This is a genomic window from Pseudomonas sp. F-14 TE3482 (assembly GCF_053629455.1).
Window position 1 is genome coordinate 4,294,145 of the sequence record NZ_JBRJII010000001.1, and the last position, 23,636, is coordinate 4,317,780.

The window sequence follows — 23,636 nt, forward strand, 5'->3', positions numbered from 1 at the left end:
CGCCGACTGATATGGCGTGGCTGGAGTTTCTGCTGCGTTTACGCACCACTCACATGACCATCGGCAAAATGCAAGCATTCGCCAAGCTGCGCAGCACCGGGGATTCAACGGTTGCCGAACGCCGCCAGATGCTGGAAAGCCATTTACAGGATGTACAGGCCGAAGTTGTTGCCATGCAAGCGGCCGTTGTTGCACTGCAAGTCAAGATTGACCATTACCGCGTGCTTGAGGCTAAGGAGAATGTTTAGCTCCTGCTCAAAGGGGCTCACCGTAAAGCGGTCCGTTCATGCAGAAGCCTGATGGCTTGGATCGACTCCTAGCAGACTCACAGTACAAGAGCGTTCCCCTAATCTACGCTATTCCAGCAAGCACGATGCTGAAAGCGAGGATAGGAATGACAGTCCGCCGTAGAGATGATCTTACCTATTCAATCCTGCTGATCACTCCCGTTCTCCTTTACACAAGCATGGGGGCCGATCCGCTGTACACAGGCATTTGGTACCTCGTCGGAGTCCCGGTGGCGGCGCTAGTACCGGGTTTGATCCTGCGAGCACCCGCGTTGTTTCTGTCCGGAACGACAGCCGCAGCGGTAGCTACTCTATTGATCTACATGAAAATCATGTCCAGCCTGGAGCGCACCGAGGGGTTGATTGCGCTTGGACATGTATTCTCCGTGCCCGGCATGTTGGTTGGCGCAGGCGTGTCGGCTTGGCTCTTGAGGTTCCGCGTAAAAGCAAGCTTGCCGTGGATCGTCGCAGGTGTTGGTTTTCTAGGAGCTGCTTTGGGATTCATGGTCGCCCAGATGATTGTGTGCGCCACTCTGATGTACTGCGGTGCATTGTCGCTCGGGGTATAAAGTTGGAACCGAATGCCCGCTTTTGGCTGTGGATTCAACGGATTACTACCTATCGCGAAGGGCTTAATCGGCCAGAAGCAGACACAAAGTTAGAAATGAATCTATCCTTTTTTTGTCATTTTTTTCTGCTATATGCATGTCGGAGTTGCCATGAGGAAAATTCATGCTGCCAGTTTCGCGCTGTTTCTTGTTTTATGTGGAGTGAGGGTGGCCAGCGCTGAATCAACATTCTCCTTTGAGTCAGCGGAAACGCTCGATGACATGTCATCTCTGATCAGATCGAAAACACCACTGGGATCTTCTCGCGAGAATGTCCGGAAAATTTTCGTGGAAGAGGGGCGCGCAACGCTAAAGGTCAAAAAGGATGACTCTAGTGTCGAGAAATATATCTACGATATTGATTTATGCCATTACTACATTTGGCGGTGGAATATCTCGTTCGATTACGACGGCACTGATCAATTGCGCCAAGCATATGTAAATGGAAATACTGTTTTCCCGCACGGCAATCCAAAGAAGGTCATTCCGAAGTTTGCGGAAGAAGGAAAAAAGGCGTCGATATATCGGATGCAACGCCCTAGGGCCGAAGCATACAAGGGCGAGAGTTCGCTGGTATTTTTGCTCTTTGATCGCGACAGCGACCCCAGCACCACTGATGATCAAGCCCTTATTGGCGCTGGTCCTAGCCGAGCCGATCCAATTAATATGGGCAAACTGGTCACCTATACAGACGTCGAGCCCTGGCGCTCTATTTTCGACTTCGATGCCGCTGACCGCATCGTGCCTTATCAAGGTAATTGCAATACGTCCAGGTAGCCTGGATATCCGGATGGTGGAAAACCGCCAGTACCTTCCGCCAACGACATCTTTGGGTTGTGGGTTTCGGTCAGTCGCGATAGACAGAAATCGGCCAGAAGCGGTCGTTCGACAGTTGATCAAGGGTGCTTATCCATCAAGAGTCCAGGGGCGTTCAAGACCTTGCATAAAAAGACCAGTGCTCGACGGAAAACCGGGTAGCAATCGTAATAAGGTAAATTTCGAGCGAAGCCCAGAAAAATTCGAAGAGGTGACTAGATCATCGAGCGTTTGATGTCACCAGTGTTCAGGCAGTGGTTCACCTGCCTGGCACAAACGAAACGACCAGATCTGGCCGTGATGACTGGATTCCCAACATCCTAGATCGTCTTCGATTGCGGCGGTGTAAATACTAGACTCTTCCCCAGTTCACGCAGGGACGCCTGACCCGCTGTTTCTACCTTTTCAATGGCTCCCTTCACCAGTTGCATATCCCAACCTTGAGGATGAAGGAGCAAAGGATCGTAGGGCGCTGAGTAAAAAAAAGAACTACTGAGCATGAAAGCCTCCTTTTCAGTAATGAAGGCCCGCTCTCATACTTTTTCAGAGTTTTACGTAACGGATATAGGCATGGATCATGCTTGAATCACAGGTGTTTAAACTCTTCTTTCAGTAGCTCGGCAAACTTATCTTTTGCACGATGAAATCCAACGTTTTTGTTCGATATGAAATAATTTTGCACAGGTAGTAAATCTTCAAACATATATTCACTTATACTTCCGATTCGCTTGAACTGTTCAAACACACCTTTAGGAACTAACGACACGCCTGCCCCGGAACTTACGCAGCCAAGGATGGTGCCATAACTGGCTATGCTTGTTATGGGGCTTGATACTTCATGCCTCTCCAGCCAACTGACCAACGTTTTCCTGTAAGGGCATCCTTCAGGCCACATGAATATATCGGTGCCACTCAAATCTTGCGGCTCATCTATCCGCCCCGCAACCGGAGAGGCGATCAATACTAGCTCCTCCTTGTAAATCTCAATGCTTTCAAGATCCGGATGCTCAGGCCTGACAGCGATGATTGCTCCATCCAGTTCATGGCTGACCACATCGTTTGATAATTGCGACCAATCCCCCGTACTAAACTGCATTTGCACAGAAGGATAGAGCTGATGGAACTTTGACAACAGCTTGGGCAACCTGCCTGTGGCGGATGACTCTATAGCGCCAATTTTCAAGTTTCCCGATGGTGCTGCGGCAGGATCGAGGGCTCTTTGTGATTCGTCACACAAAGACAGGATCTTGTTAACGTAGCCAAGAAACAACCGCCCGGAAGGGCTGATTACAAGCCCCCTGCCTTTCCTTATAAATAACGAGACCCCGAGCTCTCTCTCTAAAAGCTTGATTCTGTTTGTGATGTTTGACGGAACACAGTGCAACAGTTCAGAGGCGCGGATAATGCTTCCTTGATCGGCCACTGTTTTGAAAATCTTTAACTGAGACAACTCCATGTCATTGCTCACCAAAAGTGAATAGTGACATCACTATAAGTCACTTGTTGCAAGTGTTCAACTGGTTTAATTTTTTAGATTCTGATTCCGTGCAGTGCATTTTAACTAACAATCCGATCGGTCTTTATGGAGAGAGGCAAATCATGAACTCGGCATCGCCGCAAATTCGTTACGAGACATTTGAGTACAAGTCTATGCAAGAGCTTGGTGAAATTTTTATTGATGCGCTACCAAAGCACATGCGGAATTTAAAAATTCCCGGCCGAGCTATATTTGAAAATGACCGGAGGCAGCCTATATTAGCGCAGATCACGCAAATAGCCGAACTTCAGGATGCGATGTTTGAGGTGCTTAATCATCCGATTACGCAAGAAGCTCAGTTCCATAGTGAAAATGCCTTTCGAGCTCTTCTGGAAAAACCAACGGTAGACTCGACTGTTCTGAGGTTTTTTAATGGGTGGAATGAAACCCATAAAACTACCAGCTTGGTCTCGGCTAAAATTATCATGCGGCTATCAGCAGATGTGATCTCTGTGCCTGCCGAAAAACTAGTTGGCTATCACCACGTCATGGCGCATATGCATGAAGTCGCGAAGGATGATTTTGGGCTTGGCCATCCAGGCCACGATGGTATGTACGGCTACATGACCGCAGCGTTTGGCGCCACAGCCTGGGTTGAAGATAATTATAAAATACGCGAATGTAACGAATTTTCAGAATTTCTATACAACATCGGCGTAGCAGAACATAAGGCCGCTTTGAATTCAGTCGAGCATAAAGAGTCAATCATGGAGGCGATGATGGTTTCTATCGCTTCAGAGCTTTGGAATGGTCGGGAGTACAACTTCATTGCACAACACATAGAGGACAAGTTACTCACCCTCAACCCTTCTCTGAGAACGAACGCTCAGAGTTTGCGTAACGCTAAAGGATATGTGATGGGGCATTCTGGTGAAGTGGAAAACAAGCATGGCTTGCATGCTTTAGCTGCGGCATAAGCATTTGGTCGAACAGCTGATATATCTTTCAAGTTGGGAAAGCTTAAAGGAATTATGCTCAAATACAATGACAGAGTAGGAAGCGCTTTTGCGGCTATGCACCACGCCCTGATTTCATAGGGCCAGGTTCTATAGTCCGGGGAATATATCGATTATCTTTCTTCAATCAAGCCGTAGGCTAATCGGTATATTTCGAAAAATGTAGAACTCAAACGAAGAGGTGTGTCATGGTCTTTTGTGGGCAATTTAGATTCCGAAAGGATCCATCATATGTATTTTGAACAAGCTTTGCTCGCGCTAGGCTTTTTTGCCTTTTGCGGCGGCTTGATAGATGCTGCAGTGGGTGGAGGCGGGCTTGTACAACTGCCGGCACTTTTACATGCCTTCCCTCAGCAAAGCCTGGCTACTGTTTTTGGGACTAATAAACTGGCTGTTTTGGCGGGCAATTTATCTTCCATATCCAGCTATGTAAAGCGAATAAAAATCATGTGGAAGTTGATGCTTCCCACCATGCTTTCCGCATTTGTATTTTCCTTTCTTGGTGCCTTCTCAGTATCTATCGTGCCAAAAAAACTGATGGAGCTTGTTGTTTTTCTCATCCTGATAGCCATGGCCATTTATACGTTTACGGAAAAAAAATTAGGCTTGGTGGATTCTAATAAACACTTCGGCTCGAAGGAGATTATATTAGGGGTTTTTTTTGGGGGGCTCATTGGTTTCTATGATGGTGTCTTTGGACCTGGTAGCGGCAGCCTTCTGCTTTTTATATTTGTCAAATTCTTTGGCTTCGATTTTTTAAACGCATCAGCCTCTGCAAAACTGGTTAATTTGGGTACGTTTAGCGCAGCGCTTATGTTTTTTATTCCGTCTGGCAACGTCTTATGGGCTGTCGGCGGTGTAGTTGCTCTGTGCAATATGGCAGGTTCTCTCACCGGTGTTTTCTTGGCACTCCGTTACGGAAGCGGCTTTATCAGGATATTTTTCCTGGTTCTGCTTTTATTTTTGATAGGCAGAATGGGGTTATCGCTATTTTCGTAGGGATAAGCTTAAGCTTTTGTCCCTGCGGGCCAGCCACTTGCTTTGAGTAATCTCCCATACTTCCAAAAAACAAGGTTTTGTCTGACTGGGCGCCGAGGACTGAAATGATCTACGCCGTATTTGCGAGTACGCGTGGGATGCTGCCGTCGATGTGGATGCTGATTGATTTTATGGTGGAGCAATTCAAGTTGCTGGATGACGACGAAGGGAGGTTAGCGAGTGGGCTTGCGAAGGCCAAGCCCGGCGATGTGTGGGAAAGTTCTGAGGTTGTGGTTTTCCGATTGATACTACGTGGTTGCTTTTCGCTAAGGCGTGTAAGTCGCAAATGGCTGCTTTTTTGGGCTAAATTCAGCCCTTGGCGAGCGTCAGCTTTGGGTCCAGGCTGTGTGAAAACGCACTAAATACGTCGAAAACTGAAAGTCGCGATGGTACCAGTGGAATCAGCGGACGGAAGCGCGAATTTCCTTGATCAGTTGCATAGGCGTTCGTATTGCCGTTTGGGCCGCGTCAGCGACCCAAACAGTCGCTCACGAACGGCCAAGCGGCTTGGTTCACGCCCTGATCGCCTCAAGCAGTCCTACGATGCCGAAGATGCTCATCATTCGTTTGAGGTTGTAGGCGAGCACATGAAGGCTCATCTCAGTGCTCACCCTCGGCAGGGTTTTGGTCAGGAAGTGGGTACTTCCCATCCAGTACTTGAGCGTTCCGAAAGGATGTTCAACAGTCTGGCGGCGAACCTTCATCTTCCCGGGGTCATGTTCTAGCCGAACCTGCATCGCGTCGACTACAGCCTCATGTTCCCAGCGCTTCACACGGCGCTCCTTACCCGTCGTACATTGCTTTTGCATTGAGCAGGACTGGCAGCCCGAGAAGTAGCAACAATGCAATAACATGCCGTCTTCCATCGACGAATGCCGCCGGGTCAGTAACTCCCCCGCAGGGCATCGATACTCGTCCGACGCCGCAAGATAGATGAAGTCCTGCTTACCAAATCGGCCTTCGGCTTTGCTACCAGATGTGAGGGGGTTCGGTACGAAGGTAGTGATGCCGGCTTGCTCGCAAGCAAGGATTTCCAGACCTTTGTAATAGCCTCGGTCGGCCACCACCGTTAGCGATTCAGCCTCGATTTCTTCACGCGCTTGGTTCGCCATATTGCTCAGTTGCCCACGATCATTACCAACGTTGGTCACCTCATGGGCAACGATCAGATGGTGTCTGTCGTCGACAGCTGTTTGTACGGTTGTAGCCAACCGTTCCGGTGCCTCGGACGCTCGTAGCCATTGAGCGTGCATCTGGGTCTGTGAGGGAGATCTGCTGGTCTGGACTTTCGTGGAGTTGCGCCTCGATGTCCTTGAGTGTCTGCATCTGCTTTTTCAGTGTTTCTATCTTTTCTTTAAGCCGCTCTGCTTTGGCCTCGGCCACTTCGGGCGTTGCCCGATCCGCCGAATCCATCGCCGCCAGATAGCGATCAATGCTCTGCTCGATCTGCTGCATGCGTGCCTTCACCTTGCTCTGAGTGAAGTTGCGGTCGCGATTATTGACGGCTTTGAATTTGCTGCCGTCGATGGCGATGATCGATTGGGAGAAGAGATTGAGGTTGCGGCAAAGCACTACGAACTGGCGGCATACGCTGCGAATGGCTTTGCCGTTGTCTTTGCGAAAGTCGGCAATGGTTTTGAAGTCCGGGGCCAAACGCCCCGTTAGCCACATCAACTCGACGTTGCGCTCGGCCTCACGCTCAAGCCGGCGGCTGGACTGAATCCGATTGAGATAGCCGTAGATATAGATCTTTAGCAAGACCGCTGGATGATAGGCCGGACGACCCGTTGCAGCAGGATCGACGCCCTCAAACCCAAGTGCCCCCAAGTCGAGTTCATCGACGAAAACGTCGACCACTCGGACTGGATTTTCTTCGGTTACGTAATCGTCCAGGCACTCTGGCAGCAGCGTCACTTGCGTCCGAGCCTCACCTTCAATAAATCGCTTCATGATCGCCCTCGATACGATCTAGACGATCAAAAGATTAGACAAACACTGGCGTTTTCACCCGGTCTGCTCGACTGCTGCCTGTCATGAAAAGCCGTTTCGATCTAAACAACCCCCGTCATCGTCTCTAGAGCGATGTTCGGTCGACACCTTGTACAATCTCGCTTGTTACAAAACCCACCCCGCTGATACGGTGGGCTATGGGAAAGCTTGCCCGCGTAGTGTCTTTTATTGCAGAGGTGGTGAGATGAGCGTGAGACCCATGCTTGGTATGTGGGTGGTGGCTGCAATTAGCTCAGTCATGTTGACACCAGCGTCAGCGGATCACTGGCGAGGCGGACGCGAGGGTGGCGAGTGGAAGGACGAATACAGGGATGGGCCATGCAAGGTAAAGATCGAATCCAAAGACGATGAATACAAGGAAGAGATCAAATGCCCGAATGGCCGCGGCGCCAGTTGGCGTCGCGGCGAGTGGAATGACGAATTCCGGGAGCACGGCTGCAAGGTCAAGATTGAAGCCAAGCGAGATGAGTACAAGAAAGAGATCAAGTGCGATGGCGATGATTGATCGGTTGCTCGGGCGCCGCGTGAAACGGCGTAGTCAGCGCGATTAGGCGACAGGCAGAAAACGGCCGATTCTGTTGAAAAAGTCGGTTTGCCCAAAACGCTCGAATATTGATGGGTGAAAACACCTCTTTTGCACGCTGCTACGTGAAATCCGAGTCCTGAACCTTCTGCGCAAAACACAGATTTCAATCTCAGGCGCGTACTTTCTGCCGTGGAAACCGAAGCCGACTTTTTCAACAGAATCGGCCAGAAGCAGCCATTCACGTTTCGTCGGAAAAGTGTCTCTGAGCCAAATTCGGGGAGACAATCGAGAGCGATCTTCACATCTCGATCATTTATGCCCTCAGGGCGTGGTCAGGAGGAAACCATGAGCAAACGCGACAAGCGTGGCAATCCTGTTTCCTATGGCTCGCAGGAGGCAATCGATGCTCTGGATAGAGCTTGCGACTTGCTGCATGCCTACCAGGCCGATCCTCTGGCTGCGGCTGACAAAATTATCGCGGAGCACCCGGATTTTGCGCTGGCCTACGCCTTTCGTGCTGGCGCGATTGCGACTGCGACCGACAAAGCGTTTGACTCAGAGCTGTTCAAGAGCTTGGACGTGGCAGAGCAGTTGGCACCGAAAGCGAATGATCGCGAGCGGCAGCATATCCATGCACTACGCGCTTGGTTCGACGGCGACTGGGAGCGGGCAATCGAAATCTGGGGGCGTGTTTCGATCGAGCACCCCCGCGATCTGCTGGCATTGCAATTCGCCCATTTGGGCGACTTCTATCTAGGTTACTCGCACATGCTACGTGATCGCGTGGCTCGTGTGATGCCGCGCTGGGATAACCAGATTCCTGGCTTTGGCTTTGTGAAAGGGATGTATGCCTTTGGCCTGGAAGAGGCAGGGGATTATCGGCAGGCCGAAGAGCAGGGGCGCGAGGCTGTTGCCTTGAACCCGCAGGATGGTTGGGCAGTGCATGCCGTCACTCATGTCATGGAAATGCAGGGCCGTAGCGAAGAGGGGGCTAAGTACCTTTCATCCAGCGCCAATGCTTGGGCTCCCAATAGCATGTTTGCCTTCCATTTGTGGTGGCACAAAGCGCTATTCCTCCTTGAGGCAAATGACGTGGCTGGCGCGCTTCGTCTCTTTGATGAGGACATTTCAGCGGGTGGATTTGGTCAAGCGCTTGAGCTACTTGATGGATCAGCGCTGCTCTGGAGACTCTCCCTGCTCGGTCATGACGTTGGAGATCGGTGGAAAGGACTGGCCAAAAAATGGGAGTCCCGTTGTGAAGACGGCTTCTACGCCTTTAACGACGTGAACGCGATGATGTCATTCGTGGGTACTGGAAACAGTCGCGCACAAGCTCAGCAGTTGGATGCCCTGAAGCGGGCCGCTGCTGGCAGTGGTACCAAAGCCATGATGAGTAGAGAGATTGGTGTGCCAGCGTGCGAAGGGTTGGTGGCGTTTGGTCGTGGGGATTACTCCCAAGCTATAGCTTCGTTGATGCCGCTACGCGCCAAAGCTAACCGCTTCGGCGGTAGTCACGCGCAGCGTGATATCTTCTCATGGACGCTGACCGAAGCAGCTATTCGCCTTGGCAACCGCGCACTTGCCGAGGCACTGGTTGCCGAGCGCCTTGCATTAAAGCCTGAGAGCCCGATCAACCGCGCCTGGAAAATGCGCGCTGGCCAATTACAGTCGCTGCCTGCGGGATACCGTCTACTACAGGACGACGCTTACTGATGACTGCTATGGGTCGTTTTGCGCCAGTCACGACAGGCAGAAAACGGCCAAAACCGGTCACTCACAAAATAGACTCTCTCGGTGGACCAGCTCACAGTGTTGCGCATCGTAGCGGCGATCCGGCTTACTATCGAACGCAGAAAGACAAACGAGGACATATCGATTGAACGCCGTAAGCGAATTTGAAGATTGGCTAGTAAATGATCTGGCTCGCTCCGAAAAGGACGAATGGTGTTTGACTAATGCCAGAGAGGAGATCGTAACGAGGCTGAAACCGGACGAAGCTTATGCTGCCCTCGTAAGCGCGCTTGAGCTCACGGAAAAGCAAGACAGTCCATTCTACTTTGCGAACTGTTGCTGGTTTGTCCTTGCTCTGGCTCGCAAAGCTGACACAACGCAGTTCCCTTCAGACGCATTTTCAATTATCCCCACTCTCGAATCCAAAGCCAGGCTGCTGTGTGAACAGCATGCACTCGAAGGAGTGTTCACGTGGTTTCGTATTAACCCTTGGACAGCCTATTGAAGTTGAAACCATAGGACGTAATACGTCATGCTTTCCAAGCAAAAAAAACACATCTGGCTTTGCTTGTTTTTTCTTTTCCCAAAGGGCCGCTTTGGGTCGATTCAAGTCATACAGCCGCCAATCATCCGCCCCGTGAAAGGCTTCGTTGGAAACCTTTTCTGATAGCGCTGAAGGACGCACGTGTCAGTAAGACGCGTGCACGGGCTTTCCCTTATGGTTTTAACATGACGTCCGGGCGACCAGCGTCATATTCGTCGAAGATCAGCGCCATCGGCCAGCAGTGCCCAGGGCTGGATGCCTTCCCAGAATTCACAAGTTCGGTATGTGCTGCGGGCAAGATGAGGGCTTAGTTAGCCATCACCTCGTCCAGTGCCTGCTCGAGGGTGCTGACCGTGCGCTCGATATTGTGCAGTTTTTCGAGTCCGAACAGACCGATGCGGAAGGTCTGGAAGTCGGCCGGCTCGTCGCATTGCAACGGCACTCCGGCGGCGATCTGTAGGCCATGGTTGGCAAATTTCTTACCGCTCTTGATGTCGGCATCGTCGGTGTAGCTCACCACTACGCCAGGGGCCTGAAAGCCGGCTGCGGCCACGCTTTTGATGCCTTTGCCGGTCAACATTGCGCGCACCCGATCGCCCAGAGCCTGTTGTTCGCCGCGGACTTTGTCGAAACCGTAGGCTTGCGTCTCTTTCATCACGTCGTTAAATCGTGCGAGGGAATCGCTGGGCATGGTCGCATGGTAGGCATGTCCGCCCTGTTCGTAGGCCTGCATGATCTGAAGCCACTTTTTCAGGTCGCAGGCGAAGCTGCTGCTATGCGTCTGTTCGATGCGCTCGAGGGCCAAAGAACTGAGCATCACCAGGGCGCAGCAAGGGGAGGCGCTCCAGCCTTTCTGCGGTGCGCTGATCAGCAGGTCGACTGCGCATTTCTGCATATCAACCCAAAGCGTGCCTGAGGCGATGCAGTCCAGCACGAACAGGCCACCCACCGCATGCACGGCGTCGCCAACGGCCCGCAGGTACTCGTCGGGCAGGATAATCCCTGATGAGGTTTCAACGTGGGGGGCGAAGACAATCTGCGGCTTCTGCGCGTGAATGGCTGCCAGCACTTCGTCCAGAGGGGGTGGGGCGTAGGCAGCCTGGCGACCAGTGTCGACCGGTCGGGCTTTCAGCACCATGGTGGCCGCCGGGATGTCGCCCATCTCAAGGATCTGGCTCCAGCGATAACTGAACCAGCCGTTGCGTATCACCAGGCATTGCTGGTCAGTGGCAAACTGTCGCGCCACCGCTTCCATGCCGAATGTGCCGCTGCCCGGGACCACCGCAACAGCCTGGGCGTTGTAGACCTGTTTCAGGGTCCTGGAAATGTTCTTCATCACGCCTTGAAATGACTGCGACATGTGGTTGAGCGAGCGGTCGGTGTAGACCACTGAGTACTCGAGCAGCCCCTCGGGATCGATACTGGGATATAGCTTTGACATGGGGTGACTCCTTTGGCAGAGATCTCAGTGGTATCGACCCTGCCCTAAGCCTTGGCAAATGACAAGATTGCTCGGGATTGAATTGCGACTTTTGTCGAGCGGGTTTTTACACACTCTGGGCCGATCGCTGCCTGTCACGACCGGCCGGAAATGATCCAAAGAAACCATTCGCAATCAACAGGGCACTTATCCTGGAATGCCAATGGCAGTCCGCTTGTTCTAGATCAATGGCGACTCAGACATCTCCACCAGCAGTTGTCCAAATGCATTGGCCGCGGGCGTCTTTCCCGTGACACTCCATATAAGTCTGAAATCAGCATCCAGCAGCGGTGGCAGGCCATATTGACCGTCAATCACCACCATACCGGGCTCTAGGTCGCCCAGCGGTAGAGCGGTGACGGCAAGCCCCGCCAGTACCGCCGCCCGCAGTCCTTGTTGACTTGGAGAGGTAAAGGCGACCCGCCAATCCACGGTGGAACTCTCCAACGCTTCTACGGCCACCTGGCGGTGCAAGCAGGGCGCTGGTGCAAACGCCAGCGGCAAAGGGGCATCGCCGGTAAAGTCGAAACTATGCGCAGCGGCCCAGACAAACCGGGTTTCGCGCAGCACGGCACCGCCGGCCTGGCTGCCCGGCAATGCCATGACCACGGCCAGATCGAGCCCATCGGCATCGACCTGCGCGCGCAGATCGAGGTAGGTGCCGACGGTTACATCCAGACGTACGGCGGGAAATTGTCTGGCGAACCGAGTCAGTAACGGTGGCAGGCCGTCGCCGATAAAGTTTTCTGGCACACCGAAACGCACGGCCCCGGATACCGGCGACGCTTCGAAACGCCGGGAGAGGGCGTCTTGTGCTCTGAGGATTTGTTCGGCATGGCGCAGAAAATCTTCGCCATCTTCTGTCAGCGTCAAACGTCGAGTGGTGCGTATCAGCAGCGCGGTACCGGCCTGTTCTTCCAAACGCCGGATCTGATGACTGATCGCTGACTGGCTCAAGTGCAGCCGCTCTGCGGCACGAGTGAAACTACCGGTCTCCTTGATCGCGACAAAAGCACGCAATAGAGCTGGGTCGAAGTCCATTAAGTCAACTCATGACGAATATTAATAAAACTTACGAAATTAAATCATTTCTGTCATTTTTTAATTACTTCCAGAATGCGGCCGGTCACTTGGAGTTATGTCTGGTGACGCTGGCGAGGCTATCGGGTCTCCCCCTGACGATGTTCAGAGCGGTCTTGCCAGTGCCCATCAACTTGATCTGGAAGATCACGATGCAGTTCTCTTCTTCGCAAAAAGATGCTTTCACAATAGCTGCTGTTTGCCTGGCCTCGCTGATGTTCGGCCTGGAAATCTCGAGCGTACCGGCAATCCTGCCCACTCTTGAATCGGTTTTGCGCAGCGATTTCAAAGATATGCAGTGGATCATGAATGCCTACACTATCGCCTGCACCACGGTGCTGATGGCCACCGGCACACTGGCGGATCGGTATGGGCGCAAGCGGGTGTTTGTCATCAGCCTGGTGCTTTTCGGCATTACCTCACTGGGCTGTGGATGGGCGCAAAGCGCTAGCGTGTTGATCGCAAGCCGATTCCTGCAAGGTATGTCCGGTGGTGCCATGCTGATCTGTCAGGTGGCAGTGCTGTCTCACCGATTCCAGTCGGGAGCTGCGCGTGGCAAAGCTTTCAGTGCCTGGGGGATCGTGTTCGGCATCGGTTTGGGGTTCGGTCCGATTATTGGCGCAGTTATCGTGGCGTTGTCGAGTTGGGAATGGGTGTTCCTGGTGCATGCACCCATTGCGGTGCTTGCGCTGGTGCTGGTAATCGCCGGTGTCGACGAATCACGCGATCCGCAGCGTCGCAGGCTGGATGTGTTGGGCATTATTTCGTTATCGCTGGCAGTGTTAGGTCTTTCCTGGTTCATCACTCAGGGAGCGGGGGTGGGTTTCTCCAGCGGTTCGGCCATTGCCAGCCTGGTTGTGGCGATGGTCAGCTTCATCGTCTTTGTCGTCGCGCAGCAACGCTATGTCGATCCGATGTTCGACTTCTCTGTATTCCGGATCCGCCGCTTCTCGGGTGCCTTGCTAGGGTCGGCAGGCATGAACTTCAGCTTCTGGCCATTCATGATTTACCTGCCTCTGTACTTTCAAAATAGCCTGGGCTACCCCAGTGTCGGCACCGGCCTGGCACTGCTGGCCTATACGCTGCCGACGCTGGTTGTCCCCCCGTTAGGCGAACGGCTGGCGCTGCGCTATCGACCTGACGTGGTGATTCCCGCAGGCTTGTTCACCATAGGTCTGGGGTTCCTGCTGATGAAATGGGGCAGCAGTGTCACGCAGGCCAGCTGGTTGACAATGCTTCCAGGCTGCCTGATTGCCGGGATCGGACTGGGGCTGACCAATACGCCGGTTACCAATACCACCACCGGATCGGTGCCCAGTGAGCGTGCTGGCATGGCATCGGGCATCGATATCAGCGCTCGTATGATCAGTCTTGCCATCAACATCGCGCTTATGGGATTCATCTTGGTGGAAGGCATCCTGTCTTCCCTGCGCAATCAGTTAAATGGCTCGCCCGATGATGTGCAACTACGGTTGCTGGCGGAGAATATTTCGGCCGGCAACACTGCTGTGTTGGCGCAGACTGGCCAGGGGACTACGATTTCGGTCGATGTCGCCAGCGCAGCTTTGGCGCACGGGTTTGGCTGGGTGATGCTGTATGGCGGTATTGCTGCGTGGGTGCTAGTGGCGGCGAGTTGCCTGGTCTTTCGTTCGAGCAAAGCCGTTCCTTCTCAGCAGTGACTGTAATTTGAAGGACCGCTTTTGGCCGATTCTGTTGAAAAAGTCGGTTTGCCCAAGCTGCCTGATCATTTACTGGTGAAAACGCCTTTTTTGCACACTGCCAAGTGAAATCCGGGCCGGAAACCTCCGCCAAAAGTAAAGATTTCAATCTCGGACGCGTACTTTTTGCTGGGCAAACCAAGGCCGACTTTTGCACATTCAGTTGCTGCTTTTGAAGGAGGCGGTCAATTTCCATTTTCATCCCTCAGGCTTCATCCGCTGCCGATCCCGTGCGGTCAGTGCATGAGCTCTCTACAAGTAGCGGATTAGGTTCGGCAAAGTAAGCGGTTGTTGGCATTTCTTCAGCGAAAAAGCCTTCGAAAACCATCTTGAATCTTTCACGAAAATCGTAAACCTGGGTCCTTCTGAGATTTCGAATCTTGAAGCGATCCTTGCGATCGAAGTGGCATCCAAATAGCAGAAAGCAATCGCTGAATATTTCGAATACTCTCTGAGAAAGCTCTTGGGTGAAGCTTGCTTCTATTGCCAGTTGGTACAGTGCCCACTCCAGTAACCAGTATTCGTCGTGAACCCAGGTTTCTGCTTCGTGCAATCGTCCTATGAATGATCTTTCATCGTACGCTTCGCACCCAACAAAGTTTCTGGCAATTACAGAATGTGCATCCATAGAAGTGGTTCCCTACTCGAATATGTCGATAGCCTAGCGAGCGGGTGAAACTCAAACAAATAGATTCGTAATTGAGATCATTAATCACAGCGGACGTCCGTATATGGGTATGGATTGCAGCCTGTCACGAAGGGCAGCAACCGACCCAAAGTGTGTAAAAACGCTTCGCCAAAATTGAAGTGTGCGCGTCTACGTTAAATCTGAAATTTATCGACACGTCAGCAGATATGGATTTAGCGTAGAAGCGCGATTCCGAGTCCAGTTTTGAGTACCTGCGCTCAAAAACGTTTTTACACACCCTCGGTCCATTGCGGACGGTCTGACTTCACTTGGGAAGCGCCGAACAAACATCCGATTCGTAGCTCGTCGACGTAGGCGAGCACTGCTATTTCGGACCGATTTGAGTCTTGGTTTTGCAGGCTGGCAGTATCGCCCCGTGTTGCAGGTGGATTGTTCCAGGGCTTCGCACTAGCGACGATAGTAACCGTGAGCGTCCTTGTAACGGTGCCGCATGGCCCGGTCCTGGTGGCGCTCCCAATCACGATGGCGTTCAGCTTCTCGGCGGGCTTGCTCTCTACGCCACTGATCTCTGCGCCAGTCGTCTCGGCGCCAATTGTCCCTACGATCATGCCAACGGCCGTCATGCCAGTATCGGTCGTCATGGGCAAGCAACGGCCCTGGCTGCTTGCCGGCCATACTCGCCAAGGTCGGCCAAGGGTTGCCGGCGGCCTGGACAGGAGCCTGTACGGCTGGGGCTTCAGTTGCGAAAACAGGGGTTGAGGTCTTCATCTGTGTGGCTGATGCCGAGCCCACTGCCGCGAACGCGAAAAGGCCGAAGAGCACCATCCGTGGGACATGGAATTTCATGAGCGAAGACAACCTCTGATTGACAAATGGGGCGTGTGGCCATCTGGCGGCGGGAAGCCTGCGGAGGGGGGGCTTACCTGGCGAATGTACCTATCCACATAGACCGATAAATAGGGAAAAGTTCTAGGGAGCCGTTGCTTAAATAGCCAACGCTCTCAGTATTCGACCATTTTTGAAGTTTGCTTTCTCGATGCTCACTTCTGGCCGTTTTCTGCTCTGCGCGAAGTGCAGCAATAGCTCATGCTTAGATGTCGGGATGGTAAAAAATGATGCTGGTTGCGACGGCCGTTGCCGCAGGAACTTCAGGGTATTGGCCAGGTCAATAGCGGCCCGGTATTGGATTGCCGAGCAGCACTGTGGTCTGTTTTACGGCAGTGCCCTCCAAATTCACTCGAGTCCGCCCCCTGATGCCAACCAAGAGTTTTTTGCCGGGTCTCATTCTGGTGTTCTGCGCCGTCACGTCGCTTTGTTCGTTTGCTGCCGAGCGAAGAGCGCCCGCGCAAAGCAACAGCGCATCAACGACCCTGATCGAAACCGCCTCGCGGCAGTATGAAAATGGCCAACTGGATCAGGCCGCTGCCACGCTGGAGCGTGCCCTGCATATCCAGCCGAACAATCCCGCGACGCTGCATTATCTCGGTGTGTTGCGTCTTCAGCAGGGGCAGTACCAGCAGGCTGAAACCTTGGCGGTGCGCTCGAACATGCGGGTGGGTCGCAACGTCGAATTGCGCAACCGCAACTTCCAATTGATCCAGGCGGCGCAGCAGGCCCAGTCTTCGAGTACCCCACCCAATACCAAAGAGAACCTGGTCGCAGTACAGAAGGGGTTGGCAGAGGAGAGCCAAAGGCGCCGCGAAGCGGAAATGGCGGTTGTTGAGCAATCCACTCAGAACACTGGGCGCGACGCTGACAACTTCACTCGCGTAGAGGCAAATCGGGTTTCGGATACACCGATGGCTGGCAGAGCCGGGCCCGAAGGACAATTGCAAATGGCTAATGTCGAGCCAGAGCCTTCGTACGGTGAGGTTGAGATTCCCCGTGGCCATATGCCGCCTCCGGGTAAATGCCGAATCTGGTTTCCTGATCGTCCGCCGGGGCATCAGCCTGCACCGGGCAAATGCAAGAAGCTGCGATATCGGGTTCCGTCAGGGGCCTACCTGGTGCATGGCTGAGTTTCTGGTGTCCCGGGTCGACTGACTGTTTCGGCTCGTTTTTCAGCTGGTGGAGCGGCTTACTATCAGGATGTCCCCTATGCGGTAGCTGATAAGCGCGTAGTTACAGCTCCAGGTGCTGCTCCGGTCAGTTTCATGGCTAAAATCTTGTGCACCTTGGGTATAAGTGACGAAAACCTCAAAGCCTACTTGGCAATGCACGCTGCCGAGCACTACCAGATGCGATAGTTTATAGAATCAGCAGGAACTCAGATAAGCGGATCGCTGGGATTGATCAGGCCGCTTTGCTGGTTGCGGATATCACCGATAGCGCGGTCGACCCTGAACCACTCGAAAGCCTCCGGCGGTTCCCACTGTAATAGCATTATTTGCTCCGCGCGCTTTTCCGAGGTTGCTGGGCTCAGCCATTCCCGCGACAGTTCGGGATTGAGCGTTACTGGCTGCCAGTCGTGTATATCCACCACGCCGCCCTTGCTGTCGGCGCTGATGAACACGAAGCCGTCATGCGCTTCCGGTGCATGCTCGGCGGTGGGGTACTGGCCTATCGCGGTGCAGAAGATTGGAGCGCGATCCTTGCGCCGGATCAGATAAGGCTGTGTTTTCGCTCCACCTTCGTCCACCCATTCAAACCAGTTGTCGATCGCGATGATCGCCCGATGCGGCCATATCGTTCTGAAGAATGGATTATGGGCAACTCCGTCTACTCGGACCTTGATCGGCGCGGCATGCTCCATTGCCCAGCGTGGCCGCCATCCCCAGCGCACCCTGTCGGCTCGCATAAACTGACCTTCTTGGTGGAAGAGGGCGAGCTGAGCGGATGGAGCGACGTTGTAGAGCTCTAAAGGCTGGTCTCCTGCATAGTTGATCAATGCGTTTGGAATGTTGAGCGCCGCGACAAAGTCATGAATGCCTCGGTACTGGGAAAGACGTCCGCACATAGTTGGAAGCCTCCGGTTGTGTTTTCAGCGTAGTCCAGAAGCTGGCGGCTTGATGAGGAAACCTTGTCTCAGTGTCGACCCGAACATCGGTTTGGGGTGTGGCGCGCACTGAGCCATAGGCCGATTCCTATATTGCTGAGTGGCAATGGCCAGCTTCGGTCTCTTTTTTTCGGGTAATGCACCACACGCGATACGCGCAACGCGTGTCGAAATCAGACTCGTCAGTGGCGCACTCGGGCTACTGGCTTCCAAGTCAAGACGCGTAAGGTGGCGCGTCACTTCATGGTCGGGTGCGGCTGTGATGCTTGATTTAGAAACTCCGGAGCGTTGAGGTGCGCCGCGTTCGAGACGCGGCAACAGGGAAAAATGATGATCGCCTGACCCTCAGTCAGTACGCCTAACGTCGATCACCAGAGAACAAAAAAAAACAATGAATAACCTGAACTCCAGAGATTCGAACGGTCAGTTGGCGCAGGGTTTCAAACCGCGTCACGTCACAATGCTTTCTATCGCGGGGATTATCGGCGCAGGTTTGTTTGTTGGCTCCGGACATGCCATCGCTGCGGCGGGGCCGGCGGTATTGCTGGCTTATCTGTTTTCCGGCCTTTTGGTCGTTCTGGTCATGCGCATGCTGGGCGAAATGGCGGTTGCCAACCCGGACACCGGATCTTTCTCTACCTACGCCGACCAGGCAATCGGGCGTTGGGCAGGCTTCACCATCGGCTGGCTCTATTGGTGGTTCTGGGTGCTGGTGATACCCATCGAGGCGCTCGCGGCCGGGCATGTATTGAACCAATGGTTCCCGCAGATCGATACCTGGTTGTTTGCCTTGACGTCGATCATCCTGTTGGTCGTGACTAACCTGTTCAGCGTGTCCAAATACGGCGAGTTCGAATTCTGGTTTGCGATGGCCAAGGTCGTGGCGATCATCGGCTTTATCGGTCTTGGTTTTGCGGTGTTGATGGGTTGGATTCCTGAGCGCGAAGCCAGCGGGTTGAGTCGACTTATGGAGGAACATGGCGGTTTCGCGCCCAACGGTTTGTCCGCGGTTGTGGGGGCATTCATCACCATCATGTTCAGCTTCATCGGTACAGAAGCGGTGACCATTGCCGCTGCCGAATCCAGCAACCCGGCGCAGAACATCGCCAAAGCCACACGCTCGGTGATCTGGCGGATCGGGGTGTTCTACCTGCTGTCCATTTTCGTGGTCATTTCCGTGGTGCCCTGGAATGATCCGTTGCTGGCGTCGGTGGGCTCTTATCAGCGAGCGTTGGAGCTGATGAACATTCCCCATGCCAAGTTAATGGTAGATGTGGTGGTGTTGATTGCCGTGGCCAGCTGCATGAACTCGTCGATCTATATTGCCTCGCGCATGTTGTTTTCGCTGGGCAAGCGCGGTGATGCACCGAAGCCGCTGAAGGTGACGTCGTCGTGTGGCGTGCCGAGGGCTGCAGTGATCGCCAGCACCGTACTGGGAGCCGGCGTGACCTTGTTCAGCTACTTCATGCCCGCCGGACTGTTTCAGTTCCTGCTCGCCAGCTCCGGCGCCATTGCCTTGCTGGTGTACCTGGCTATCGCAGTGTCGCAACTGCGCATGCGCAAGATTCTGCGGCGGCAGAATGTCACGCTGACCTTCAAAATGTGGTTGTTCCCCTGGCTTACCTGGTTGGTCATCGCCTTCATCTGCGCAGCGTTGGCGGTGATGATGGTGACGCCCGAGCACCGTATGGAAGTTTCTTCGACCATCGGTCTGGCGCTGGTGATTTCCTTTATCGGCCTTGTGACCGCGCGTCAGCATGGGCAGCCGCGCAGTGCAGTGTCGGCGGAAAGTGCATAGCAGCCATATCAGCATAAACCTGCTTGCGATCTTTTCAGTGCGCCAGCAGTGGCGGGGCGGTTAACGCCGCCAGCGCCACGGGCCATTACCGCTCACTGCGAGAAAAACATCGATGGCATACAACACCTCCAAGGCCATTCCTCTGCAAACCATTGGTTTTTTGCTGCTGGACCAGTTCACGCTGATCTCTTTGGCATCTGCCATTGAGCCTCTGCGAATGGCCAATCAGTTGACCGGACAAGAGCTGTACCGCTGGCACACCTTCAGCTTGGGGGGCGAGCGGGTGTGGGCGAGCGATGGCATGCCGATCACTCCGGATGCGGCGATCAATAACGCACCGATACTGGATACCGTGATCGTCTGCGGTGGCATTGGCATTCAAAGCGCGGTGACCCGGGAGCACGTTACCTGGTTGCGAGCCCAGGCGCGGCGCGCGAAGCGGATAGGGGGCGTGTGCACAGGGAGTTGGGCCTTGGCCCAGGCAGGCTTGCTCGATGGCTTCGATTGCAGCGTGCACTGGGAGTTTCTGGCGGCCATGCAGGAAGCTTTTCCGCGAGTGAACCTCAGCTCCAGTCTATTCACCCTTGACCGAGACCGCTTCACCAGCTCCGGTGGCACCGCGCCAATGGACATGATGCTGCACCTGATCAGTCGCGATCATGGTCATGAACTGTCAGCGGCCATCTCCGACATGTTCGTCTACGAGCGAATCCGCAACGAACAAGATCATCAACGGGTGCCCCTTAAACACATGCTCGGTACCCACCAACCGAAATTGCAGGAAATCGTCGCCTTGATGGAGGCCAATCTGGAAGAGCCGATCGACCTCGACGAACTGGCTAACTATGTCAGTTTGTCCCGTCGACAGCTGGAGCGGTTATTCCAGAAATACCTGCATTCCTCCCCATCACGCTACTACCTCAAGCTGCGTCTGATCCGCGCTCGTCAGTTACTCAAGCAAACGCCGATTTCGATAGTAGAGTTGTCGGTGGTGTGTGGCTTTGTGTCCACACCCCATTTTTCAAAGTGCTATCGCGAGTATTTCGGCATTCCACCCAGCGATGAGCGCTTGGCGACGCAAACGCAACCGCAAGTGACATCAAGGCCGGTTGTACAGGCATTGCCAATGGCAAGGCCGATGAGTTTGCTGGATCAGGCTCGTGATGAATCAACGTTCGCCAGTATCAAAATTCTGAAACCCTGAACGATCCGGTACGCAATAAAGTCAGCATCTGAAACCGAAATAGCGTCGATACTTCCCGAGCGATGAAGTATCGCATTGTGTTCGAGAAAGCAGCCGCCGTTTGAGCTGCCGCTGACGCTGGTTTCTGGATCCAATCAAGGACGGCTCGGCAAACTGCGCTCTCTGCTCTTTCGATAAGTTGCCAGTGAAGGCACAATGCGCATCCTTTTTTTGGCTGGCCTTGCCGGAGGCCTCGAAATGATCAAGACGCCGTACTACCTCATCGACAAACAAAAGCTGCTGGCGAACATGCAGAAGATCGCTTATGTGCGCGAACAGTCCGGGGCCAAGGCCCTGCTGGCACTCAAGTGCTTCGCCACCTGGTCAGTGTTCGACCTGATGCAGCAATACATGGACGGCACTACGTCGTCGTCGCTCTACGAGCTCAAGCTCGGTCGACAGAAGTTCGCTGGCGAGACCCATGCCTACAGCGTGGCCTGGGCCGACGACGAGATCGAGGAGATGCTCGACAACTGCGACAAGATCATCTTCAACTCCATCGGTCAGCTGCAGCGCTACGCCGAGGCTTCAGCCGGCAAGGTGCGCGGTCTGCGGGTCAATCCGCAGGTGAGCAGCTCGGATTACCTGCTGGCCGATCCGGCGCGGCCGTTCAGCCGTCTGGGTGAGTGGGATCCGGTGAAGATCGAGCAAGTCATCGAGCAAATCTCGGGTTTCATGTTCCACAACAACTGCGAGAACGCCGACTTCGGCCTGTTCGACCAAATGTTGAGCACCATCGAAGAGCGGTTCGGCCATCTGCTGCACAAGGTCGACTGGGTCAGCCTGGGCGGCGGCATTCACTTCACCGGTGAAGGCTACGCGATCGACGAGTTCTGCGCGCGGCTCAAGGCCTTCTCGCAGAAATACGGTGTGCAGGTCTACCTGGAGCCGGGCGAAGCCGCCATTACTCAGAGCGCCTCGCTGGAAGTCACCGTGCTCGACACTCTCTACAATGGCAAGCACCTGGCCGTCGTGGACAGCTCCATCGAGGCGCATATGCTCGATCTGCTGATCTATCGCCTGAATGCCAAGCTGGCGCCCAGCGCGGGCGAACACACCTACATGGTGTGCGGCAAATCCTGCCTGGCCGGCGACATTTTCGGCGAGTATCAATTTGATCGTCCCTTGGCCATCGGTGATCGGCTGTCGTTCGTCGACGCGGCGGGTTACACCATGGTCAAGAAGAACTGGTTCAACGGCCTGAAAATGCCGTCCATCGTAGTGAAACAACTCGACGGTAGTGTCGAGTTGGTTCGTGAGTTTGGTTTCAACGACTACATGTCCAGCCTTTCGTAAGCTGGCAGAGAAGGAGAGAGAGAAAAATTGAAGAAGAACGTGCTTATCATTGGTGCAGGAGGTGTCGCCAAGGTGGTGGCCCACAAGTGCGCGCAGCACAACGATGAACTCGGTCGTATTGCTATCGCGTCGCGCAACATCTCCAAATGCCAGGCCATCATCGATAGCGTCAAGGCCAAGGGCAGCCTCAAAGAGCCCGCCGACATCAAAGCCTTCTCGCTGAACGCTATGGATGTCGAGGCGACCAAGGCGCTGATCCGCGAAACCGGATCGCAGATCGTCATCAACGTTGGTTCTGCCTTCCTCAACATGTCGGTGCTGCGTGCCTGCATCGATACCGGCGTGGCCTACCTGGACACCGCCATTCACGAAGAACCGGGCAAAATCTGCGAGACGCCGCCCTGGTACGGCAACTACGAGTGGAAGCACCTCGAGGAATGCAAAGAGAAGAACATCACCGCGATCCTCGGTGTGGGCTTCGACCCGGGTGTGGTCAACGCCTATGCAGCGTTGGCGCAACAACAGTATTTCGACCGTATTGATTCGATCGACATTCTCGACGTCAATGCCGGCTCCCATGGCAAGTATTTCGCCACCAATTTCGATCCGGAAATCAACTTCCGCGAATTCACCGGACAAGTGTGGAGCTGGCAGAACAGTCAGTGGACCAGCAACACTATGTTCGAAGTCAAACGCACCGATGACCTGCCAGTCGTAGGGGCGCAGAACCTGTACCTGACCGGCCACGATGAAGTGCACTCCCTGTCCAAGAACCTCGGCGTGCCCAACGTGCGTTTCTGGATGAGCTTTGGCGAGCACTACATCAATGTGTTCACCGTACTCAAGAACCTCGGCCTGCTCTCCGAGCAACCGGTCAAAACCGCTGAAGGCCTGGAAGTCGTGCCGCTGAAAGTGGTCAAGGCCGTGCTCCCTGATCCGAGCTCGCTGGCGCCCGGCTACACCGGCAAGACTTGCATCGGTGACCTGGTCAAAGGCACCAAGGATGGCCAGCCGCGCGAAGTGTTCATCTACAACGTCGCCGACCACGAAGAAGCCTTTGCCGAAACCGACAGCCAGGGCATTTCCTATACCGCTGGCGTGCCACCTGTGGCGGCCGCCCTGTTGGTCGCCCGTGGCGAATGGGATGTGCAACGCATGGCCAACGTCGAGGAGCTACCGGCCGAGCCGTTCCTCAAGGCGCTGGATGTGATGGGTCTGCCGACCCGCATCAAGGACGAGAATGGAGACCGTCCCTGGAGCTGAAACGCCTGAGGCGTGCGAAATACAGGTGAATCTTGTATTTCGCTCCAAACACAAAAACGCC

Annotated in this window: 19 protein-coding genes and 1 pseudogene; 13 read left to right on the forward strand and 7 right to left on the reverse strand. The window is 54.1% G+C overall.

What is annotated here, in order from left to right; translation table 11 throughout:
* Window positions 1-11: 11 nt before the first annotated feature.
* The 3 genes from AB7M26_RS19400 (at window position 12) to AB7M26_RS19410 (ending at window position 1,672) form a co-directional block, all read left to right on the forward strand.
* A complete protein-coding gene (locus tag AB7M26_RS19400; RefSeq protein ID WP_429385784.1) occupies window positions 12-248 on the forward strand; it encodes a MerR family DNA-binding protein in 237 nt (78 codons plus the stop codon).
* Window positions 249-286: 38 nt separating this feature from the next.
* Window positions 287-856: a hypothetical protein gene (locus AB7M26_RS19405; protein WP_123494935.1), complete on the forward strand. Its 570-nt coding sequence runs from the start codon at window positions 287-289 to the stop codon at window positions 854-856.
* A 150-nt stretch (window positions 857-1,006) separates the two neighbouring features.
* Window positions 1,007-1,672 carry a hypothetical protein gene (locus tag AB7M26_RS19410; RefSeq protein ID WP_429385786.1) on the forward strand — a complete coding sequence of 222 codons (666 nt, stop codon included), beginning with the start codon at window positions 1,007-1,009 and terminating at the stop codon, window positions 1,670-1,672.
* Between the two features lie 359 nt (window positions 1,673-2,031).
* Here AB7M26_RS19410 and AB7M26_RS19415 read toward each other — a convergent pair whose 3' ends face one another.
* Together AB7M26_RS19415 and AB7M26_RS19420 are read right to left on the reverse strand one after the other, a co-directional pair.
* Window positions 2,032-2,211 (reverse strand): hypothetical protein, encoded by a 180-nt coding sequence (locus tag AB7M26_RS19415; RefSeq protein WP_259698667.1) that lies wholly within the window; start codon window positions 2,209-2,211, stop codon window positions 2,032-2,034.
* Window positions 2,212-2,297: 86 nt separating this feature from the next.
* On the reverse strand, window positions 2,298-3,167 hold the full coding sequence (locus tag AB7M26_RS19420) for a LysR family transcriptional regulator (RefSeq protein WP_123494933.1): 870 nt from the start codon (window positions 3,165-3,167) through the stop codon (window positions 2,298-2,300).
* Window positions 3,168-3,310: 143 nt separating this feature from the next.
* Between AB7M26_RS19420 and AB7M26_RS19425 the strand changes: the two genes are divergently transcribed.
* Both AB7M26_RS19425 and AB7M26_RS19430 read left to right on the forward strand, forming a co-directional pair.
* Window positions 3,311-4,165 carry a hypothetical protein gene (locus AB7M26_RS19425; protein WP_259698666.1) on the forward strand — a complete coding sequence of 285 codons (855 nt, stop codon included), beginning with the start codon at window positions 3,311-3,313 and terminating at the stop codon, window positions 4,163-4,165.
* A 270-nt stretch (window positions 4,166-4,435) separates the two neighbouring features.
* Window positions 4,436-5,203: a sulfite exporter TauE/SafE family protein gene (locus tag AB7M26_RS19430; protein WP_123494932.1), complete on the forward strand. Its 768-nt coding sequence runs from the start codon at window positions 4,436-4,438 to the stop codon at window positions 5,201-5,203.
* Between the two features lie 551 nt (window positions 5,204-5,754).
* On the opposite strand, the pseudogene AB7M26_RS19435 reads toward AB7M26_RS19430, so the two are convergent.
* Window positions 5,755-7,192: pseudogene (locus AB7M26_RS19435) on the reverse strand (IS1182 family transposase).
* Between the two features lie 244 nt (window positions 7,193-7,436).
* Between AB7M26_RS19435 and AB7M26_RS19440 the strand changes: the two are divergent.
* Both AB7M26_RS19440 and AB7M26_RS19445 read left to right on the forward strand, forming a co-directional pair.
* The gene (locus tag AB7M26_RS19440; RefSeq protein ID WP_185022077.1) at window positions 7,437-7,757 is read left to right on the forward strand and encodes a hypothetical protein; all 321 of its coding nucleotides are present in this window, start codon (window positions 7,437-7,439) and stop codon (window positions 7,755-7,757) included.
* Between the two features lie 366 nt (window positions 7,758-8,123).
* Window positions 8,124-9,491, forward strand: a complete 1,368-nt coding sequence (locus tag AB7M26_RS19445; protein WP_185022075.1) for a tetratricopeptide repeat protein — start codon at window positions 8,124-8,126, stop codon at window positions 9,489-9,491.
* A gap of 869 nt (window positions 9,492-10,360) precedes the next feature.
* Here the strand turns inward: AB7M26_RS19445 and AB7M26_RS19450 are convergent.
* Window positions 10,361-11,494, reverse strand: coding sequence for an aminotransferase class V-fold PLP-dependent enzyme (locus AB7M26_RS19450; RefSeq protein ID WP_123494930.1), 1,134 nt, complete (start codon window positions 11,492-11,494; stop codon window positions 10,361-10,363).
* A gap of 219 nt (window positions 11,495-11,713) precedes the next feature.
* Entirely contained in the window at window positions 11,714-12,574 is an 861-nt protein-coding gene (locus AB7M26_RS19455; protein ID WP_123494929.1) for a LysR family transcriptional regulator, read from the reverse strand.
* A gap of 191 nt (window positions 12,575-12,765) precedes the next feature.
* Between AB7M26_RS19455 and AB7M26_RS19460 the strand changes: the two genes are divergently transcribed.
* A complete protein-coding gene (locus tag AB7M26_RS19460) occupies window positions 12,766-14,292 on the forward strand; it encodes an MFS transporter (protein WP_123494927.1) in 1,527 nt (508 codons plus the stop codon).
* A 244-nt stretch (window positions 14,293-14,536) separates the two neighbouring features.
* Here the strand turns inward: AB7M26_RS19460 and AB7M26_RS19465 are convergent, their stop codons facing one another.
* Window positions 14,537-14,959 carry a hypothetical protein gene (locus tag AB7M26_RS19465; RefSeq protein WP_429385790.1) on the reverse strand — a complete coding sequence of 141 codons (423 nt, stop codon included), beginning with the start codon at window positions 14,957-14,959 and terminating at the stop codon, window positions 14,537-14,539.
* A 1,274-nt stretch (window positions 14,960-16,233) separates the two neighbouring features.
* Here AB7M26_RS19465 and AB7M26_RS19470 point away from each other — a divergent pair.
* A complete protein-coding gene (locus tag AB7M26_RS19470; protein ID WP_123494924.1) occupies window positions 16,234-16,998 on the forward strand; it encodes a tetratricopeptide repeat protein in 765 nt (254 codons plus the stop codon).
* Between the two features lie 248 nt (window positions 16,999-17,246).
* On the opposite strand, the gene AB7M26_RS19475 is transcribed toward AB7M26_RS19470, so the two are convergent.
* Complete coding sequence (locus AB7M26_RS19475) at window positions 17,247-17,936, reverse strand: SOS response-associated peptidase family protein (RefSeq protein ID WP_123494923.1); 690 nt, start codon at window positions 17,934-17,936, stop codon at window positions 17,247-17,249.
* 430 nt (window positions 17,937-18,366) lie between these two features.
* Between AB7M26_RS19475 and gabP the strand changes: the two genes are divergently transcribed.
* The 4 genes from gabP (at window position 18,367) to AB7M26_RS19495 (ending at window position 23,575) form a co-directional block, all read left to right on the forward strand.
* Window positions 18,367-19,773, forward strand: coding sequence for a GABA permease (gene gabP, locus AB7M26_RS19480; protein WP_123494922.1), 1,407 nt, complete (start codon window positions 18,367-18,369; stop codon window positions 19,771-19,773).
* A 112-nt stretch (window positions 19,774-19,885) separates the two neighbouring features.
* Window positions 19,886-20,977 carry a choline metabolism transcriptional regulator GbdR gene (gene gbdR / locus AB7M26_RS19485; RefSeq protein ID WP_123494921.1) on the forward strand — a complete coding sequence of 364 codons (1,092 nt, stop codon included), beginning with the start codon at window positions 19,886-19,888 and terminating at the stop codon, window positions 20,975-20,977.
* Window positions 20,978-21,214: 237 nt separating this feature from the next.
* The gene (nspC, locus tag AB7M26_RS19490; RefSeq protein ID WP_123495401.1) at window positions 21,215-22,312 is read left to right on the forward strand and encodes a carboxynorspermidine decarboxylase; all 1,098 of its coding nucleotides are present in this window, start codon (window positions 21,215-21,217) and stop codon (window positions 22,310-22,312) included.
* Window positions 22,313-22,339: 27 nt separating this feature from the next.
* Entirely contained in the window at window positions 22,340-23,575 is a 1,236-nt protein-coding gene (locus tag AB7M26_RS19495; protein ID WP_033036557.1) for a saccharopine dehydrogenase family protein, read from the forward strand.
* Window positions 23,576-23,636 lie beyond the last annotated feature (61 nt).